At 64.0% G+C, this 18,483-nt stretch carries 15 protein-coding genes; 9 read left to right on the top strand and 6 right to left on the bottom strand.

Annotated elements, in window-relative coordinates:
• The first annotated feature begins 79 nt into the window (after positions 1–79).
• Both apaG and folE read left to right on the top strand, forming a co-directional pair.
• On the top strand, positions 80–550 hold the full coding sequence (gene apaG / locus ABF990_RS05915) for a Co2+/Mg2+ efflux protein ApaG (protein ID WP_415491361.1): 471 nt from the start codon (positions 80–82) through the stop codon (positions 548–550).
• Positions 551–722: 172 nt separating this feature from the next.
• Positions 723–1,382: a GTP cyclohydrolase I FolE gene (gene folE / locus ABF990_RS05920; RefSeq protein WP_415491360.1), complete on the top strand. Its 660-nt coding sequence runs from the start codon at positions 723–725 to the stop codon at positions 1,380–1,382.
• 406 nt (positions 1,383–1,788) lie between these two features.
• On the opposite strand, the gene ABF990_RS05925 is transcribed toward folE, so the two are convergent.
• The 4 genes from ABF990_RS05925 to ABF990_RS05940 all read right to left on the bottom strand — a co-directional run bounded on the left by ABF990_RS05925 (position 1,789) and on the right by ABF990_RS05940 (position 6,886).
• Positions 1,789–2,367, bottom strand: a complete 579-nt coding sequence (locus tag ABF990_RS05925; RefSeq protein ID WP_415491359.1) for a DJ-1/PfpI family protein — start codon at positions 2,365–2,367, stop codon at positions 1,789–1,791.
• Positions 2,360–2,914, bottom strand: coding sequence for a molybdenum cofactor biosynthesis protein B (moaB, locus tag ABF990_RS05930; RefSeq protein WP_415500553.1), 555 nt, complete (start codon positions 2,912–2,914; stop codon positions 2,360–2,362). The genes ABF990_RS05925 and moaB overlap by 8 nt, the downstream gene beginning before the upstream one ends.
• 118 nt (positions 2,915–3,032) lie before the next feature.
• Positions 3,033–5,744 carry an AAA family ATPase gene (locus ABF990_RS05935; RefSeq protein WP_415500554.1) on the bottom strand — a complete coding sequence of 904 codons (2,712 nt, stop codon included), beginning with the start codon at positions 5,742–5,744 and terminating at the stop codon, positions 3,033–3,035.
• On the bottom strand, positions 5,741–6,886 hold the full coding sequence (locus tag ABF990_RS05940) for a metallophosphoesterase family protein (RefSeq protein ID WP_415500555.1): 1,146 nt from the start codon (positions 6,884–6,886) through the stop codon (positions 5,741–5,743). Before ABF990_RS05940 ends, ABF990_RS05935 begins: the two co-directional genes overlap by 4 nt.
• Before the next feature lie 276 nt (positions 6,887–7,162).
• Between ABF990_RS05940 and ABF990_RS05945 the strand changes: the two genes are divergently transcribed.
• From ABF990_RS05945 to ABF990_RS05975, 7 genes are all read left to right on the top strand, one after another.
• On the top strand, positions 7,163–9,247 hold the full coding sequence (locus tag ABF990_RS05945; protein ID WP_415500556.1) for an FUSC family protein: 2,085 nt from the start codon (positions 7,163–7,165) through the stop codon (positions 9,245–9,247).
• Position 9,248: 1 nt separating this feature from the next.
• A complete protein-coding gene (locus tag ABF990_RS05950) occupies positions 9,249–9,449 on the top strand; it encodes a DUF1656 domain-containing protein (RefSeq protein WP_415491354.1) in 201 nt (66 codons plus the stop codon).
• Between the two features lie 16 nt (positions 9,450–9,465).
• The gene (locus tag ABF990_RS05955; RefSeq protein ID WP_415491353.1) at positions 9,466–10,464 is read left to right on the top strand and encodes an efflux RND transporter periplasmic adaptor subunit; all 999 of its coding nucleotides are present in this window, start codon (positions 9,466–9,468) and stop codon (positions 10,462–10,464) included.
• Between the two features lie 76 nt (positions 10,465–10,540).
• The gene (locus tag ABF990_RS05960) at positions 10,541–11,398 is read left to right on the top strand and encodes a hypothetical protein (RefSeq protein ID WP_415491352.1); all 858 of its coding nucleotides are present in this window, start codon (positions 10,541–10,543) and stop codon (positions 11,396–11,398) included.
• Between the two features lie 261 nt (positions 11,399–11,659).
• Positions 11,660–15,046 carry an efflux RND transporter permease subunit gene (locus ABF990_RS05965; RefSeq protein WP_415491351.1) on the top strand — a complete coding sequence of 1,129 codons (3,387 nt, stop codon included), beginning with the start codon at positions 11,660–11,662 and terminating at the stop codon, positions 15,044–15,046.
• A gap of 90 nt (positions 15,047–15,136) precedes the next feature.
• Positions 15,137–15,376 carry a DUF3297 family protein gene (locus tag ABF990_RS05970; protein WP_415491350.1) on the top strand — a complete coding sequence of 80 codons (240 nt, stop codon included), beginning with the start codon at positions 15,137–15,139 and terminating at the stop codon, positions 15,374–15,376.
• A gap of 129 nt (positions 15,377–15,505) precedes the next feature.
• Positions 15,506–16,765: an FAD/NAD(P)-binding oxidoreductase gene (locus ABF990_RS05975; protein ID WP_415491349.1), complete on the top strand. Its 1,260-nt coding sequence runs from the start codon at positions 15,506–15,508 to the stop codon at positions 16,763–16,765.
• A gap of 214 nt (positions 16,766–16,979) precedes the next feature.
• On the opposite strand, the gene ABF990_RS05980 is transcribed toward ABF990_RS05975, so the two are convergent.
• Positions 16,980–17,363: a hypothetical protein gene (locus ABF990_RS05980; protein WP_415491348.1), complete on the bottom strand. Its 384-nt coding sequence runs from the start codon at positions 17,361–17,363 to the stop codon at positions 16,980–16,982.
• Positions 17,338–18,261: an RNase A-like domain-containing protein gene (locus ABF990_RS05985; protein WP_415506521.1), complete on the bottom strand. Its 924-nt coding sequence runs from the start codon at positions 18,259–18,261 to the stop codon at positions 17,338–17,340. Before ABF990_RS05985 ends, ABF990_RS05980 begins: the two co-directional genes overlap by 26 nt.
• Positions 18,262–18,483 lie beyond the last annotated feature (222 nt).

Below are 18,483 nucleotides of genomic sequence, written 5' to 3' on the forward strand. Positions count from 1 at the left end.
TCGTGATACGGCGGCATGTATCAGCACGTTCCCTGTGTGTGACAGGCCGCAGGTGTTTTATCAGGAGCAGACCCCGACTATGGCCGACTGGGCCGTTCCCCCCCATGCGCAGGACCCCGACGACGCGGTGGCCGAACTGTTCGCTTCCCTGCCGGTGTATGAAGCGGTGACGGATGGCGTGCGCGTGCAGGTTCAGGTTTTCTGGCTGCCCGACCAGTCGGAACCTGACGAACACACATATTGCTGGGCCTACCGGATCAGGATCGGCAATGACGGGACACAGCCCGTTCAACTGCTGGAACGAACCTGGCACATTACCGACACGCTGGGGCGGACCGAACATGTGCACGGCCCCGGTGTTGTGGGCGAACAGCCCGTTATCCAGCCGGGCACGCAGTTCGAATATACATCGGGCGCGTCGCTCCCCACGCCGGGCGGGTTCATGCACGGGGCCTATCATATGCGCCATGGCACGGATGGTACGCGCTTTGACGTCACCATCCCCCCTTTCAGTCTGGACAGCCCCTTCCTGCACCGCCAGATTCATTAACTCCTTCTCTGGCGCACCCTACCGCACCTGTACAGCATCTTTGCCGCAGGTCTTCCAGGGTGCCGGGCAAAACGCCTTTCATGCCCGAACGCACAGGGGTTGAGGGCACGCCAGAAAATCGACCGGCCGTATTACACGCTGGCCCTTATTGTTTGCAAAGCAGGAGAACGGCATGACCACGCCGCCCACGACCGGCCCTTCCGACGCAGCGTCAGCCACCGGCGCGTGCCATCACGCGGCGGATGCCGGCCGCCCCACCCAGGCAGAAGCCGAACAGGCCGTACGCACCCTCCTGCGCTGGACGGGCGACGACCCCACGCGGGAAGGGCTGCAGGACACCCCCGCCCGTGTCGCACGCGCCTATCTTGATTTTTTCTCGGGCTATGCTGTGGACCCCGCCAGCCTGCTGCGCCGGACATTTTCGGAGGTGGATGGCTACGACGAAATCGTGCTGCTGCGCGATATCCGCTTTGAAAGCCATTGCGAACACCATCTGGCCCCCATTATCGGGCGCGCCCATGTGGCGTACCTGCCCCGGCAGCGCGTGGTCGGCATTTCCAAGCTGGCCCGCGTGGTTGACGCCTATGCCCGCCGCCTGCAGATTCAGGAACGCCTGACAGCGCAGATCGCCAACACCATCAATGAAGAACTTGAACCCCATGGTGTGGCGGTCATTATCGAATCGGCGCATGAATGCATGACCACGCGCGGTGTGCACAAGCCCGGCGTATCCATGGTAACCAGCACCATGCTGGGCGTGTTCAGAACCAATTCGGACACGCGCAAGGAACTGCTGTCCATGCTCAACCGCCCCGGCACGGCGGATTTCTAAGGCACCCCGCCCGGCTGCGGAGGCAAGTCCGCGCCGGGCGCACCCTGCCTGAAAAAATACAATCTACGGCAGATATCGGCCGCTCCTGTGGCAACACCTGCCAGATCGTACAAAAAAGCCCGTCTGGCCAAGCCAACGGGCTTTATCTTTATCCGCCCGATAGCGGAGCATATCCCGGCCATGAGGCCGCCACCCCGCCCGGATGCTCCACCACAGGGCTCAGGGCCACCCTGACCGGCACAGCCCAGCCAGAGCAAGACCAGTGGGCCGCGGGCCGGGTGGTGCCGGGCCGTTACTGTCGGGCCAGTTGCTACCGGGAGCAGTTGCTACCCGGGGCCGCTCCTGTCGGGGCAGGTCGTATCTCCCGTCAGGAACTGGCAGGCCCGGGCCGGCGTAAAGGCGGGCTTCAGATACTGATCTCGGCCCCCAGAACCTTTACGAACTGGGCCAGCCAGGCCGGATGGGCGGGCCAGGCCGGGGCTGTTACCAGTTCGCCATCCGTCACGGCGTCGGTTATGGCGATATCGGCATAGGTGGCGCCAGCCAGTTCGACTTCCGGCCGGCAGGCGGGATAGGCCGAAACCCTGCGCCCCTTGATGATCCCGGCCGCCGCCAGCAACTGCGGGCCGTGACACACCGCCGCCAGCGGCCGGTCCGCGAACGCCTTGACGATCTCGATCACCCGCGCGTTCAGCCGCAGGTATTCGGGGGCACGTCCACCGGGGATGATAAGCCCCAGATAGTCGTCTGTATCGATACTGTCGAAATCCGCGGTCAGGGCAAAGTTGTGGCCGGGCTTTTCGCTGTAGGTCTGCGCGCCCTCAAAATCATGGATCGCGGTATGCACCGTCTGCCCTGCCTTCTTGTCCGGGCAGACCACATCGACCTTGTAGCCCAGCATGGACAGGGCCTGGTACGGCACCATGATTTCGTAATCTTCAACATAATCGCCTGCCAGCATCAGCAGTTTGACATCGTCAGCCATGGTGGTTGCTCTCCTTCAGTCCTTCGCGCAGGCGCGGCATCAGTTCCACAAAGTTACAAGGCGTGTGCCTGCTGTCGAGTTGCAGGACCAGAATATCGTCCCATCCGTCCTTGACCGCGCCGGTCGACCCCGGCAGGGCGAACAGGTAGGTGCCACCCGCCACACCGGCAAGGGCGCGCGACTGGATGGTGGATGTCCCGATCTTGCTGTAGGACAGCATGCGGAACAGTTCGCCAAAACCTTCGATCCGTTTTTCCAGCACGCGCTCGAACGCCTCTGGCGTGACATCCCGCCCCGTGACACCGGTGCCGCCATTGGTAATGACCACATCCACCATGGGGTCTGCGATCCAGGCGGCAAGCTGGGCTGCAATCCCGTCAACGTCGTCCGGCACAATGACCCGGTCCGCCACATGGTGCCCGGCGGCCCCGATACGGGCCACCAGCGTCGCGCCGGAGGTATCGGTTTCGATCGTGCGGGAGTCCGAGACGGTCATGACCGCGATCCGCACGGGAAGAAAGGTTCTGCTTGTATCGATTCTGGACATCTGCACCTGTGCTTTCGTCACCTCGACGCCGTGCGTAACCGCGCGCGCCTTCTGTCTCATAATGGAAATTCGGGGGCCCATACACCCTCGAATACACTGCCCGCCCCCAGACCCAGACCTAGACCGGTGGGGCTATGGCGCTGTGCTGGCGCAATGTCAGCACCCGCCCGCCCAGCGGCGTGAACTGTTCGGCCCGGCAGGTCAGCACCAGAATCTGGATACGGGTGGCGGCATCGGCCAGGACATCGAACAGGCGCTCCATCCGCACGGAATCCGAAAAGCCCAGCGCGTCGTCAAGCACCAGTATGGCCGGGGTGCCACGGGCGTGCAGCAGTTCGGCAAACCCCAGCCGGACCAGAACCGCGATCTGTTCACGCGTGCCGTCAGAAAGATGTTCAACCTCCTCGTAGCGCTGGCGTGTCAGCCCGCTCAGGCCGAAACGGGTGTTCATGTCCAGCGTCGCACCGGGGAACAGCGTCGAAAACGCGGGCTGCATGGCCTTGACCAGCGGGGCGAGATACCGCTCGGTCTGCTCTTTTTCGGCACTGGCCAGGGCCTGCTCCAGCAGGGCAAGGGCCGCGCGGTCACGCGCGCAGGCTTCATGCTCGCTTGTTATACGCTCAAGGTGGCGGGTGGCCTCGGCCATGGCTTCATCCAGCCCGTCGCCCTCGGCCATGCGCACGCGGGTTTCGCGTTCGCGAATATCCTCCCGCAGGCGCGCGGTCGCGGCGCGCGTGGTCTCCTGCGCCTCTTCACGGCGGCGTATGCGGCCTTCGATCACGTCCAGGGCGGGTTCGCTTTCACGCAGTTGCACCTTGGCCGCCAGATCGGCGTCGAGTGTGGCCTGCTGCCCCAGCAAGGCGGCCTGCCGCGCCGCCAGGTCGGCATCACTTTCACGGTTCTGCCGGGCCGCCATATCCTGCCGGATGCGCAGGCTGTCAGCCTCAAACCGGCGGCACTGGGCGCGGGCTTTTTCCGCCGCGGCCTGCGCGCTGGTGGCACGGGTAAAGGCCTCCTGCTCATGCCCCCGGGCCAGATCGGCCTGCCGGGCCGCGTCATCCTCCGCCCAGCTGGCCTGCGCACTGTCCAGACCGGGCTGCGCGCCATCTCCACCCGGTTCCTCGGCCAGCAGTGCCGCCATCGCGCGCTCATGTACGGCCTGGGCCTGCGCGAGCTGCTGCCTGAGCGTGGCCAATGTGGCAGCCAATGTTGCAGCCAGGGTGGTGGCCGTCTTTTCCACGGGCTGGCGGGGCAGAACGGCGGCGAACGTCGCCTGGGCCTGCGCCAGCGCCTGCTCGGCAGTGCTGCGTCTGTCGTGCAGGGCCTCGGCCCCGGCCATGTCTGCACAGCCGACTTCATGCAGGAGGGTCTGCCGGGCGGCCAGAGCGTCATCGAGGTTTTTCTGCGCCTGATCGCGGCGTTCCATGGCGGGCACAATGCCAAAGCGGCCTATGCCTTCCACCACAAGTTCGGCGGCTTCACCCAGCAGGGTCCGGCCCGTGGGGCAAGGCTGGCCGTTCAGCGTGACACGGCCCTGCGCCCCGTCCAGCAGGTCCGCCACAAGAACCGTCGCCTGGCCTTCCATGATGGCGCGGGCCTGCTCGACCGCCTGCGCCGCTTTGGTCAGACGCCGCATGAAAGCCGTATCGACCCTGAGCGTCGCCAGTTCCACCTGCGCCTGTTCAATCCGGGCAAATGCCTCTTCCGCGCGGGCCAGCACGGCGCGGTCCTGCTCCAGCACGCCAGCCTGCCGCGCCAGTTCGACCCGGCGGGTGACCCGGTGCAGGGTGGCGCGTGCCTCCTGCCGGGCGCGCTCGGCCTGGCTGGCAAGACGCTGGGCCTGCGTATGCTGGGCGCTGGCGGCCTCGGCCTGGGCGGCAAGACGGGCGGCCTCCTGCTCATGGACCTGCATGTCGTGTTCGAGCCGGGCGAGGTTTGCCGCATGTTCGCGCCGCGCGGCCTGTTCATCCGCCGCGGTCCGGGCCTGTTCCGCCACGGCCTGACGTGTGGCGCGCAGGGCCTGCTCCTCCACCGCCAGGGCTCGCAGGCGCTCATGCGTCTGGCGCAGGGCCAGCAGGGCCTCGTCCTCCTGCTGGCGGCGTTCGGGGTTCTGGTACTCCCGCAGCATGCGCCGGGCCTGCTCCAGAAAGCCAAGGTCTTCGTCCAGCATGGCCTTGCGGGCCCTGAGCGTTTCAAGCTCCTGCCCGGCCCGTTCCAGTTCCTCCTGGATCTGGCGCAGGCGCCCGGTCGGCCTGCCGGTTGCGGTCTGCACCTGCCCCAGCCGTTCGCGCACACGGGCAAGAAGGGTGCCGGCGGCCCCCGCCCCTGTGGCGTCCTGCATGGTCTGTTCAAGGCATGCCTGAACGCTGGCGTGCCCTGCCCCGGCAAGGTCGGGCTGGGTAAAGCTTTCGCCCTGCCGCACCAGCAGGGCGTTCCACAGGCCCGATGCCTCGCCCCGGCCGTTGCGGTCCAGTTCCAGAAGGGCATGCAGCCGCTCTTCCGCCTCATCCCCGTCGAAGCGCTCCGCCCCCAGGTCGAGCCGGGCCAGGCTTTTGTTCCAGAACCGTTTTTCCAGCCAGCAGGCCCGATCGCGCCACTGGAACGCCAGGCCGATATGTGGTGCCCCCCCACCGTAAGGCAGCAGGTCCTTGACCCCCTGGGCCCGCGAACTGTGCCGCAGCATAAGGGCTGCGCGCAGGGCCATGAGCAGGGTTGTCTTGCCAGCCTCGTTCGGGGCGGCCAGCACGTTCAGCCCCGCCCCCAGCCCTTCAAGCCGCACGGGGGAGGCAAAACGCCGCACGGCCTCGATCTGGATATCCGTCAGGATCATGCCCGTGCTCCCTGCATGTCCTGCCAGAACACGAACAGGCGTTGCAGGGCATCACGCGCGAGATCGGCCTGTTCACCCCCTGCCTGCACCTGCGCAAGCAGGGCCTGTGCCGCAACGCGAACGGCCCCGGTCCCCAGCCGCTCCAGATCGTCCGCCACGGCGGCAAGCTGGGGCGCGCCGGTAATACGCAGGCAGGCCAGCGCCCCGCCAAGGCGGCGCAGGACAGTGTTTTCGTACATAGCCAGTTCGTCCACGCCCAGCCTGCCCGCAACATCCAGCCAGGCCAGCACGGCACCGGGATTATCGGGCTGGATGCCACGCAGACGGCTTTCGAGTGCGGCGATATCCTGCGCGTTTGTCAGCATGGTGGTGTCAAACCTGCGCCATACATATTTACCCGTGCGATGCCGCGCGATTTCGGGCACGGCCTTCGGGCCGGGCAGCGTGACCGCAACAGTCTCCCCCCCGCCGGCCCCGCCAGTGCCGAAGCGGTCTGTCTCGGGCGTGCCCGCATAGACAGTGCGCGCATCGATCTGGCAAAAGCCGTGCCAGTCACCCAGGGCAAGGTAATCGAGCCCCGCCTGGGCCGCCCGATCCAGCGCGATGGGATTGTGTTCGTCCTCTTCCGCATTGCCAAAACCCACGACCGAACCGTGGGCAAGCCCGATACGCAACGCCCCGGCGGGCGTGGGGGCGTCGTTCATATAAGCACTCAGATCGGCCAGGGTATGACGGCGTTGCAGGATCGCGGGCAGCAGCCAGGCGTTGTGCGCCGCATCGATCTGCACAGGTTCGGGGGTGCGGTGAACATGCACGTTGTCCGGCACCGCGCCCTCACGCGTCAGACGGGCCCATACGCCCTCCGGCGTGTCGGCGTCGTGGTTGCCGGGAATAAGGTGCCAGGCAATGTCGGGGAACTGCCGCATGCGCTCCATGGGCTGGTGCAGGGTGCGGTTGGCAGGGGTTTCGTGTTCGTAAATATCTCCCGCCACCAGCACGCAGGCCGCCCCCTGGGCGCGGGCCAGTGCGCCGATACGGCGGATAACCTCCAGCCGTTCGGCCTGAAGCGCACCCAGCGTGTCATCATCCACGAAGGCGAAGGTTCTGCCGACCTGCCAGTCCGATGTGTGAAGAAATTTCATGCCTCCATTGTCTGCCCTTAGCGGCAGGGCGGAGCAAGCGCGAATACGCACCCATTGCCGCACCGGGTACCGAGACAGGACATGCCGGACCATGGGCGGACAGCGCAGCCTGAGACAGGCCTTGCACCCAGCCTCAGGGCTGCCCCGCGCGCAAGGCAGGGGGAGTATGCTGCGGAGCACCTTCCCAATATTATATTTTATTTTAATATCCTGTCCGTGGGGAAGGAGTCCGCGGGGTCCCCCTGGGTTCATCGTACGAAGAAAGCACCGAAGACTATGGCCGCAGACACCCCGGCAGCCACCCGCAGGGCGGCCTGGCACGGGTGGTTCCTAACACCGCCCCGCAGCGTGGCCCCACCGGGCTGGCTGTCGTTCTGCCTGCGTACATGGCTGTCGACCGTTCTCGCGCTCAGCACGGCGTTCTGGCTCCAGCTTTCATCCCCCGGCACGGCGGCGGTCACGGTCATGATTCTGGCCCAGCCCCTGCGTGGGCAGGTGCTCTCCAAGGCGCTGTACCGCCTTGCCGGCACGATTATCGGGGCCTTTGTCGCCATTTTCCTGACCGCGTGTTTCAATCAGGAGCGCGGCGTGTTTCTGGGCGGGGTGGCGCTGTGGCTGACGCTCTGCACGGTCATGGGCACGCTGGAACGCGATTTTCGCGCCTATGCCGCCATGCTGTCGGGCTATACCGTGGCCATTGTCGGGATCAGCTGCATAGACAGCCCGGACACGGTTTTCGATGTCACGGTCAACCGCGTATCGGCCATTGTGGTGGGGATTGCGGCCACCGCGGCGGTGAACGATATTTTTGGCTCGCCCACCGCGTTTGAAAAACTGACCGCAAGCCTGCGCCACTGCGCGCAGATGGTGCGCCGCATCGCCCGTGACGCCATGGCGGGCCACAGCATTCCCGACGACACGACCTGCGCGGGCCTTGCGGGAGAAATCATCGCACTGACCACCCAGGTCTCCTACGCCAGAACCGAACTGCCCGACGCACGGCTACGGCTGGCGGGCGCACGTTCGGCCATGGTGTCCCTGCTGGAAATGCTGAACTGTAGCCAGGCCATTGCCCAGGTGCTGCACAGGAGCACCATTTCAGACACCGTGCTGGAGCGTATTCGCGCGGCCTTTGGCGACGGTACAGCCGTGGCATCGCCCCAGCAGGCGGTGCATGACCTCGAAGACCTCGCGCGGGAGGCCCATACGGCCGAAGCCGGCATGGGCCCGACGCTGGACGAAGCCTGGCTGATCGAACGCTCCATGGCCCTCCTGTCCGACGCCCGCTGGATCGAAGACGGGCTGGACGCATTCGAACACGGCCAGCGCGCCCGCACGCAGGCCCCCGAACTCAAGATCGACCAGCATCATGACGTGATCGCAGCCCTGCTCAACGGCCTGCGCACACTTGTCGGCTTTTCGGTCGCGGCCGGGCTGTGCGTAATTTCGGACATTCCCGCCACCTATTCCGCGCTGTCGCAGGTGGCCATTATCCTGACACTCGCGGCCACCACCTACAATGCGCGGGGCTTTGGCATGGGCGCACTGATCGGCACGCCGCTGGCCATTGCCGTGGCCGCCTTCCTGGATTTTGGCGTACTGCTCAAGGGAGCGGACATGCCGTTCCTGGCCATGGTGATCATACCCGTGATTTTTGGCGGCTGCCTGCTGCTGATGAACGCAAAGACCAGTGCTGTCGGGTTCAATGCCGGGGTGTTCTTTTTCGTCATCATGGGGGTGGACAACGTCCAGAACTACGAGCCTTCGGTGTTTATCGACCGTAACGTGCTGTACCTGTTCTCGGCCGTCATCATCTTCATCTCCCTGGTGCTGCTGCTGCCACCCTCGGCGTCGCGCAGGCGGTTCCGGGTGGGGATCAGCATCGGGCATGACCTGCGCAACCAGTTCGAGGGACATGGCGAACAGGTGGGTTCGGCCCTGATCAGCCGCCATTACGACCGGCTGAACCGCATTCTGGAATGGAACCGCTACCTGCCCCCGACACTGGCCCGCCAGCGCGTGTTCTCACGCATGGCCAGTCTTGATTCGCTCAACCTCGAACTGGCCCGCGCGCACCGCCACCTGTCGCGGGCCGCGACCATTCCCGCCATCCGGGCCGAAGCCCATGCCGCCCACCGCGCAACACAGATCTATAATGTGGATGCGGCCCTGTACGACATGAAACACAAGGCCCGCATCCTGCTCGACCAGTCCATAAACCTGCCGCACGGGCAGATGGCCACAGCACTTGCCGCCGTATCCGCCATGGTGGGGGCGATCCACCTGCTGGAACACAACCGTTCGGCCGTGCACCTGTATGACCTGCTGCCCACCCCCGCCAACAGATGGAAGGCCCGCTGACATGCGCCTGCAACCGGTTCTGGACGTGGGGGGGCTGCTCGTCTCGTCCTTTGTGGTGCATGCGGGGCTGGCCATTGTCACCCTGCTGGCCCTCAACCCCCTTCTGGCCAAGGTCCGCGCACGCCGCGTGATCTGGAATCTGCCCCTGGCCGAGTTCGGCATCCTGGTGGGCCTTGTCGGCCTGTATACCATTCTTCTGTAACAAGGATTTCTGGACTGTGTTTGAGCGCGCGCGACGCTTGCTGCAATATGTGACCACCGGGATCATTCTGGCGATTGCCGCCGTTGTCTGGCTGGTGCTGTGGGACTATTACACCGCCGCCCCCTGGACCCGGAACGGACAGGTGCGTGTGCAGGTGGCCGATATCGCCCCGCGCGTGTCAGGCCAGATCATTGCCGTAAAAGTGCAGGACAACCAGTTCGTTCATGCCGGAGACGTGCTGTACGAAATCGATCCGTTCGACTTCAGGGTCGCGCTGGCGGTGGCCACGGCCAAGGTCAACGAACGCCAGGCCGACCTGACCCTGAAAACCACCCAGGAATCCCGGCGCAACAAACTGACCGAGGCCGCTGCCTCCCAGGAGGAAAAGCAGGTCTACCGTGTCACGGCGGAAATGGCGCAGGCCCAGTATGCGGAGGCACTGGCCGGCCTGTCGCAGGCCCGTATCAACCTGGAACGAACCGAGGTCCGCAGCACGGTGACGGGCTATGTCACCAACCTGATCATGCGTGTGGGTGACTACGCGACCACGGGCAACCCCAATATCCGCGTGATCGATGCGTCATCCTACTGGGTGGACGGATATTTCGAGGAAACGAAAATCCATGCGGTGCATCCGGGCGACACGGTCCGGCTTGACCTGATGGGCTATTCCAAACCCATGTGGGGGCATGTGGTCAGCATTACCCGCGGGATCGCCACGGCCAACGCCACGCCCTCCACCCAGGGCCTGCCCTCGGTCAATCCGGTTTACACCTGGGTGCGGCTGGCGCAACGCCTGCCCGTGCGTGTGCAGATCGACAGCATTCCCGCCGGTATTCAGTTGAGTGCGGGCATGACAACGACCGTCACCGTTGTCGGCAGTGACGGCAAGCGCATGCATGACACCATGACCGAAGTGTTCGACCGCCTGCACGACGCCCTGCTGGGCGGTGCCGGGGGCAGCGGCACGCATAAGGAACCGCCCCCCGCCCCCGCAGCGCACCCGGCCCAGTGATGCCGTGCCGCATTCCGTGGCCCGCACCCCGGTCGCAGCGGTAGACGTGCCTGCCGCTGACTGGCAAGATCGCCCCATGCAGCATATGTTTTCCAACCGGGCACGCGACAGGGTGCGCGCCCGGCACGCCAGCCCCCTTGCCCTTGCGCCACTTGTCGCCTGTCTTGGCGCCGCCCAGAGTCTGCTGCCCCCCAGGGCAGACGCCGAGACGACACGGCTTTCCGGCCAGCGTGTGGAGATCAGCCTTGTCTGCCCCGGCACGCTCGATGTCAGCGCCAGCAAGGGGCTGGACGACCAGGTGGACGTGTCCGGCACGTGGCCGCGCGGTGTCACGCACGACACCGCCCCCGACGGCACCCTTTACATCACCCAGCGGACCTGCGAGGGCGACACCGCTCTGGCGGTCGCAACCCCGCCGGATATGCCCCTTGCCATCAACAGCAGCGGCGCGGCCAGCCTGCATATTGGCGACCGCAAGGGCCTGCTGTCGCTCCAGGCCGGGCCGGGGCCGGTGCGGATCGGCACCGTGGGCGGGCTTGACCTTGCCACCAACAGTTCGGGCCCGGTCAGCATCGGGGCTGTCACGGGGTCTGCCAGGGTAGCCGCGACCGGCTCCGCCCCGATCGAGATCGGGCGGATCAAGGCGGACGCGCTCATGCTTTCATTGGCGGGCTCGGCCGGTTTTGTCGCACATACGGGCACGCTCAAGGCGTTGCAGATCACGAACGCCAGCACGCATGACGCGGTTTTCCATGGCACGACGGATACGGCGGCCCTGCATGTGCAGGCAGGCGGGAGCATTGTGGTGGACAAGGCCACGGGTATCCTGGCCACGGAACGCGACGGGCCGGGCCGTATCAGCGTGAACGAACCCGCAGACCCGCCGCCGGAGCCCGCCCCACACCCGCCCATGCCCGCCACATCGCCACACTGAGACGAGAACACAGGAGCACTGGAGCAAAGGGCACAACAGGGGCACAGGGGCACAGGGGCACGCCAGACACAAGGCGCGCGCAGCGGGACCGGCAAAATGCCCTCGCCCTCGGTGCTGGGTATAACCTATGCCCCTTGCGTCGCCCGCCCACGACGACGACGCGTAACATCCCCGTCCACAGGCCGTGCTAGTGCCGGGACGAGGGCCAAAACCACAATGCGGGGCTGACCCTGCCCCTTTCGATATCGAGGAGAACGCAGGGTGTTATTCAGTCGGCTGTTCATCATGCGTCCGGTCGGCACCACCCTGATGGCTCTGGCGTTCATGGTTGCAGGGCTGTTCGCCTATCGCACCATGCCCGTTGCCGATCTGCCCAATATCTCGGTGCCGGTGATCTATATTATCGCAACGCAGCCGGGCAGTTCGCCCCAGCAGTTGGCAAGTGCGGTCACCGCACCGCTTGAGCGACGGCTGGGCTCCATTGCCGGGGTCAGCAGCATGCGCTCGACCACGACGGATTCGAGCGTTTTCATTCTGCTGTTCTTCGACAACGCGCGCGATATCAACGGTGCGGCCCGCGATGTGGAGGCCGGGCTGCGTGCCGCCCGCGCGGACATGCCCACAACGCTGCTGATGCCGCCGCAATATTACAAGGCCAACCCGTCCGACAGCCCGGTCATGGTGGCCGCCCTGACATCGCCCTCACGCCCGCCCTATGCCCTGCGCGACCTGGCCGAAACCCGGCTGAAACCCCAGCTTGCCGGGGTAAAAGGCGTTGGCTGGGTCGAGGTCGTGGGGGCGGACAAGCCTGCCGTGCAGGTGGAAATGAACCCCCACCTTCTCTACCATTTCGGGATCGGGTTCGAGGATATCCGCTCGGCGCTGGCCTCGGCCAATGCGAATACGCCCAAGGGATTTATCGATTCCGGCGGCCAGCGCATGATGTTGCAGACCAACGACCAGGCCCGCACGCCCGAACAGTATCGCAACCTTGTCATTGCCTATCGCAACAACCGGCCCGTGCGGCTGTCCAGCGTGGCGCAGGTGCATACCGGCCCGCAGAACGACCGCAAGGCCGGGTGGCTGAACGACCAGCCCGCCGTGCTGGCCATTATCCGCGCCCAGCCCGGCAGCAACGTGATCGAGGTGACAGACGCCATTCGCGCCCGCGCCGCCGCCCTGCGCAACACCCTGCCGGCCGATGTCAGCTTTACCCTTGTGTCCGACCGGTCCATTTCCATTCGCGGGGCGCTGGCCGACACGCAGGAAACGCTGCTTGTCTCGGTCCTGCTGGTGGTTGTGGTGGTGCTGGCCTTCCTGCGAAGCTGGCGTTCGACCTTTATCCCCGCCGTGACCGTGCCTGTCTCGCTCGCCGGGTCTGTCGCCATCATGGGGCTGATGGGCTTTTCCCTCGACACGCTTTCCCTGCTTGCGCTGACCATCGCCACCGGATTTGTGGTGGATGACGCCATTGTGGTGGTGGAAAACATTGCCCGCCATATGGAAGACGGGCTGGACCGGATGAACGCCACGCTGCTTGGCGCGCGTGAGATCACCTTTACCATTCTATCCATCACCATATCGCTGATCGCGGTTTTCCTGCCCATGCTGCTGATGGGCGGGGTGCCGGGCAAGGTGTTCTATGAATTCGCCATGACGCTGACCATTGCGGTCTCGCTCTCGTTTTTTCTGGCCATCTCGCTCACCCCCATGATGTGTGCGCGCCTGCTGAGCGTGCGCGGCCATGAGACGAGTCATGAAACGGGCGACGGGGCACCCCCTGCCCCGCCGGCCAACCCTTTCGTGCGGGGGGCGCATCTGCTGGCCGACGGCACCGACCGGGCCATGGCCCACGCGGTGGGTCTTTATGCCCGCACGCTGGACTGGACCCTGCGCCACCCGTGGCTGATGGTCATGTCCCTGCCGCTGAGCGTTGCCGCCACCATCGGGCTGCTGATCATCATGCCCAAGGCCGCTCTCCCGGCCGAGGACATCGCCCTTATCCAGGGCGCTCTGCGCACGGACCAGACGACATCCTTCACCGTCATGGCGCAAAAGACCCGGGCCGTGATCCGGGCCGCCATGACCGACCCCGACGTTGCCGATGTGATCGGCTTTACGGGGGAGGACACCGCGAACGAGGCCCAGATTTTCGCGCAGCTGACAGACAAGAGCCTGCGCACCACCACGCCCGAAAGCATTGCCGCGCGCATAGGCAGGCGCGTGTCCGATATTGCGGGGCTGGATGTCAGCCTGTCCAACGCGGGGGATATCAACGGCGGCGGGCAGATGCAGCATGAGGGCACATACAGCTATGTGTTCACCAGCGATCGGGACGGCGATATCGAAACCTGGGTGCCCCGCATAACCGAAGCCCTGCGCGCAAGCCCCGTGCTGCGCGGTGTCAGCAGCCATCTCAGCGGGGGGGCCACGGCCCTGCATGTGCAGATCGCGCGGGATACGGCGGCACGCTACCTGATAACCCCGCAACTGATCGGCAATGCGATTTACGATGCTTATGGCCAGCGTGTAGCCTCGACCATTTCCACACCGTTCACCACCTACTACGTCACCATGTCGGTGGCCCGGCCGTTCCGCGACACGCCGCAGGCGCTCCAGACGCTGCGGGTATCCACCGCCGGGGGCACGGCGTCGGGGGCGGCTGCGTCGAACACAATCCGCGTCAGAACCGGCAGCGGCACCGCCACATCCAGCATTGCCAGCCTGAATGAGCAGTCCTTCCGTAACGCCACGGCCAACAGGCTGGCGGGCGGGGGCAGCGGAGCGTCGAACGGCTCGGCCGTTTCCGCCAGCACGGAAACCATGGTTCCGCTCAGCCCGCTGGTGCGTCTGGCAAGTGCGCCTGCCCCGCTGGAAGTCAGCCATGAAGACGGGGCCATATCGGCCGCCGTATCCTTCGACCTGGCCAAAGGAGCCGCGCTGGGCGATGCCGAACGCGCCATTGCCCAGACCCTGCGTGCGCTGCACGCGCCCGCCAGCCTGCGGGGCAATTTTTCGGGCGAGGCGGGAGACCTGCACAAGGATCTGGCCAACGAGCTGCTGATTTTCGTGCTCGCGATCGTGACCATGTATGTCACGCTGGGCATGCTGTACGAAAGTTATGTCCAGCCTTTAACCATTCTGTCCACTCTGCCGTCAGCCGCGGTGGGGGCCATATTCACGCTATGGGTCTGCGGGCAGGCCTTTTCGCTGATTTCGATGATCTCGGTCATCCTGCTGGTGGGGATCGTGAAGAAAAACGCCATCCTGATGGTGGATTTCGCGCTGGATGTCGAACGCAGCCAGGCCCTGTCCCCCACCCAGGCCATCCGTATTGCCTGCCTGACGCGCTTCCGCCCCATTCTGATGACCACGCTGGCAGCAGCCTTCGGGGCGGCACCCATTATTTTCGGTCGTGGTTACGGGGCCGAACTGCGTCTGCCGCTGGGCATTGCCATTCTGGGCGGCCTTGCGACAAGCCAGCTCCTGACCCTGTATTCCACCCCGGCTGTCTATGTACTCATGCACCGGCTGGCCGCCAGAACCGAACAGGGCTGGGCCGCGATATGCCGCCGCATTGGCCGCCCGGACCGCCGCCATACGGGTGGCCCCGACACCCCGCGCGAAAGCCCGCGCACCCCCGGCTGAGCGGCGCGGTCGCAGGCCACATGGCCTTTCACGCCAAAAGATTCTAAGAACCTGGGCACGGATACGACCCAGCAACACAGGAGAACCGAAATGTCCGAAGATACCCTGCCCGACCGCCTGTCCGTTAACCCCGAAAGCCCCTTCTACAACGAATCCCTGCTCGAACGCGGCATTGGCGTGCGTTTCAAAGGCGTGGAAAAAACCAATGTGGAAGAATACTGCATCAGCGAAGGCTGGGTGCGCGTGGCCGTAGGCAAGACCGTCGACCGGCGCGGCAACCCGCTGACCATGAAACTGACCGGCCCGGTCGAAGTCTGGCTGAAAGGCTGACGCAGCAAAAGGCAGACACAGGAACCGACCTGCCTCCAGCACATGCCACGCAAACAATTAAATACTTTATTTAATTGTTTATATTGAGGATAATACGCACAACGTCGTGACAGGAAAGGGAGATACTCCATGGCCCAGACACAAGACAGCGTAGCCCCCGATCTGCGGTTTACCGTTGTGATCGTGGGGGGTGGTTCGGCAGGGATTGCCGTTGCCGCCCGCCTCAAGCGTGAGCGTCCGTCGCTCGATATCGCCATTATCGAACCCGCCACCACCCATGCGTACCAGCCCGGCTGGACGCTGGTAGGGGCCGGGGCCATGAAACTGCGCGCGACACTGGAGCAGGAAGGCGGGGTTATTCCCACCGGCTGCACATGGCTGCGCGCGGCGGCGGCCAGCTTCCAGCCCGATGACAATACCCTCACCCTGGAAGACGGGCGCATCATCGCCTATAACCGGCTGGTGGTCTGCCCGGGCCTGCAACTGGACTGGGACAAGATCGAAGGGCTGAAAGACACGCTGGGCCGCAACGGTGTATGCTCCAACTATTCCAAGGACACGGTGGAATATACCTGGACCTGCATCCAGTCCACATCCGGCGGAACGGCGCTGTTCACCCAGCCGCCCATGCCGATCAAATGCGCGGGCGCTCCGCAGAAAATCGCTTATCTGGCCGCCGATTACTGGCGCAAGCAGGGCACGCTCAACCGCACCCATGTCGATTTCTGCCTGGCGGGGGACGCCCTGTTCGGCGTCGCGTATTTCCGCCCCTCGCTACAGGAAGCGGTGGATTATTACGGCATCAACCTGCGCTACAAGCACACCCTGATTGCCGTGAACGGCCCCGAACGCAAGGCGACCTTTGCCGTGACAGCAGCCGATGGCACAGTCACGCACGAGATCAGAACGTTTGACATGCTGCATGTCACGCCACCGCAAAGCGCACCTGATTTTATCAAGAAAAGCCCCCTGGCCGACGCCGGTGGCTGGCTTGAGGTCAACCCGGCCACGCTGCAACACACGCGCTACCCGTTCATTTTCGGCGCAGGCGATGTGATGAACACCACCAACGCCAAGACCATGGCCGCTGCCCGTGCGCAGACGCCGGTGGTCACGGCCAATCTCCTGGCCTCGCTGGACGGCAAACCCCTGGCGGGCACCTATGACGGCTATGGCGCCTGCCCGCTTACGGTCGGATACGGCAAGATCGTGCTGGCGGAATTCCTGTACGGCGGCAAGCCCGCCCCCAGCTTCCCCTACGACCAGCGCAAACCCAGCCGTTTCGCATGGTTCCTGAAAACGACAGTCTTCCCCCGCGTCTATTGGGACATGATGCTCAAGGGCCGCGACATCGACCTGCCCCATCACCCGCAATGGGCAAAAGACTGAACTGATACCTTGGCGCGGCCCCTGATCGGCCGTGCCACTTAAGTTGCATGATACAAAAGAGCCTTCCCCTTTAATGGAGAAGGCTCTTTTTTTATGAATATACCTGCGTTCACGCGGCAGTTTCGGGGGGGGGGGTGAACGGAATGTCCGCTTCTGGAACGCCAATATATGAAACACAGACACCCTGTATTTGATGTTGGTGAACAACCCACTCCTACACGTCGGGGTCAATCTCTCTTCCTGCCTGCACCTCGGGGTCACTTTCAAAAGCGTGCAGGACGGCTGACCAGAATGCCCTCAGGCTTGGAAAACGACCCCAATTCGGTGGTTCCTCAGGGGCAACGGTTGGAATTATGCCAAGAACAGCCTCACTGACGCACTCGATATCTGCATCACTGCCAGCTAATAAAGTTCTTAATTCGCTGATTGTTTGCCATTTGAATGACAAAACCCGCGTTTGTGGTTCATCCTGAATAACTTCACGTAACGTATCGCCAAATGTATCGGCATCTTCGCCGAATGCGCCGCCGCCGAGGTCAGCCAGACGCGGGAACATGTCGAGAATATCATATTTAGTCAAGTTTAACAGTTTGGACATAGTAAATCATTCCATTATGTTCTTTTTTGATAATTGTCACGCGGATACGTCGAGCAGTTTTGCGCAGACGATCACTGTTTTTAATAACAACCGCTCCACTGCCCGAGATATATCCTTCAATCTCTGTCTTGGTTCCGGTTCTGGCCTTCGTGAGCCACTCATCAATCTTGGAGGCATTATCTCTGAGCACTTTGTGAATAGTACGTTCGGCCTCTTCCTTTGAAATAAAGAATGAAACGATAGGACGGTTTTCCTTCGTGAACCGACGTTCGATATATTCGTCAGTCGGGTCGACGTGTTTTCGTAGCACATGGCCACCCGCCTTGCGATTATGTGGCGGTGCCTCATGGTGGTTGAGATTGAGCCGCTTCTGTCGATGGGGTGAAAGAAGGTTCTGGTTGGTGGGAGATCTTGGAGGCTGCGGGGTATAGGGGGACGGTCGGTGGAAGTGCTCCGTCGTGATATCGGCATGCCGGAAGGTCAGTCGGCTTGCATCCGCCGATGCGACGCGAATGGCCCGGGTGCCTGCGAAAGACCCGGCCGCATGCAGCAGGCCGCCCGGGATCAGGGCGTCTGCGGCGGCACCTGCCAGACCCGCAACAGCGGGGGATGCATGCGCCTTCAGGGCCGCGCTACGGACTGCACGTTCGGTCCGGGTTTGGGGTGATGTGCCGGTGTTCCATGCACGCTGTCCGGCGGCCATCATGTCAACGCCGTGAGCTGCGAGCGCAATACCGCCCACTTTGCTGAGCAACGGTTCAGGGGCGACCAGAAGGCCAGTGGCCCCGGCCATTTCCGCAGCCCCGAAGCCTATCGTGGCAAGTCCTTCGGCCCGGTTGATTGTTTGCTGGCTCGGCAGGTAGCGTCTGACGATGCTGACAAGCTGTTGTTCGCTCATGACAAATGTCAGAGCGGGATGCTGTTTGGTATTCGGCATGGCGTGTCCTGAAAACGCAGACACAAAAAAAGCCCGCCGGTAAGGGCGGGCTTTACGTGTCGCACGGTGATCCGCGCCGTGGCTTATGCCAAGGCGTTTTTGGGAGGATCATGATTTGGTGGGAAAGTCCGGATCAGTGAACACACTATCGGAACTATATTTGATATGTAGCAAAAACCGCGC

Origin of the sequence: Acetobacter sp., assembly GCF_047723915.1 — a bacterium.
Taxonomy (GTDB): domain Bacteria; phylum Pseudomonadota; class Alphaproteobacteria; order Acetobacterales; family Acetobacteraceae; genus Acetobacter.

Excerpts from the sequence above, each read along its gene's own strand:
- apaG (WP_415491361.1), top strand. The coding sequence starts at position 80 with ATGGCCGACTGGGCCGTTCCCCCCCATGCGCAGGACCCCGACGACGCG.
- folE (WP_415491360.1), top strand. The coding sequence starts at position 723 with ATGACCACGCCGCCCACGACCGGCCCTTCCGACGCAGCGTCAGCCACC.
- ABF990_RS05925 (WP_415491359.1), bottom strand. The coding sequence starts at position 2,367 with ATGGCTGACGATGTCAAACTGCTGATGCTGGCAGGCGATTATGTTGAA.
- moaB (WP_415500553.1), bottom strand. The coding sequence starts at position 2,914 with ATGTCCAGAATCGATACAAGCAGAACCTTTCTTCCCGTGCGGATCGCG.
- ABF990_RS05935 (WP_415500554.1), bottom strand. The coding sequence starts at position 5,744 with ATGATCCTGACGGATATCCAGATCGAGGCCGTGCGGCGTTTTGCCTCC.
- ABF990_RS05940 (WP_415500555.1), bottom strand. The coding sequence starts at position 6,886 with ATGAAATTTCTTCACACATCGGACTGGCAGGTCGGCAGAACCTTCGCC.
- ABF990_RS05945 (WP_415500556.1), top strand. The coding sequence starts at position 7,163 with ATGGCCGCAGACACCCCGGCAGCCACCCGCAGGGCGGCCTGGCACGGG.
- ABF990_RS05950 (WP_415491354.1), top strand. The coding sequence starts at position 9,249 with ATGCGCCTGCAACCGGTTCTGGACGTGGGGGGGCTGCTCGTCTCGTCC.
- ABF990_RS05960 (WP_415491352.1), top strand. The coding sequence starts at position 10,541 with ATGCAGCATATGTTTTCCAACCGGGCACGCGACAGGGTGCGCGCCCGG.
- ABF990_RS05970 (WP_415491350.1), top strand. The coding sequence starts at position 15,137 with ATGTCCGAAGATACCCTGCCCGACCGCCTGTCCGTTAACCCCGAAAGC.
- ABF990_RS05975 (WP_415491349.1), top strand. The coding sequence starts at position 15,506 with ATGGCCCAGACACAAGACAGCGTAGCCCCCGATCTGCGGTTTACCGTT.
- ABF990_RS05980 (WP_415491348.1), bottom strand. The coding sequence starts at position 17,363 with ATGTCCAAACTGTTAAACTTGACTAAATATGATATTCTCGACATGTTC.
- ABF990_RS05985 (WP_415506521.1), bottom strand. The coding sequence starts at position 18,261 with ATGAGCGAACAACAGCTTGTCAGCATCGTCAGACGCTACCTGCCGAGC.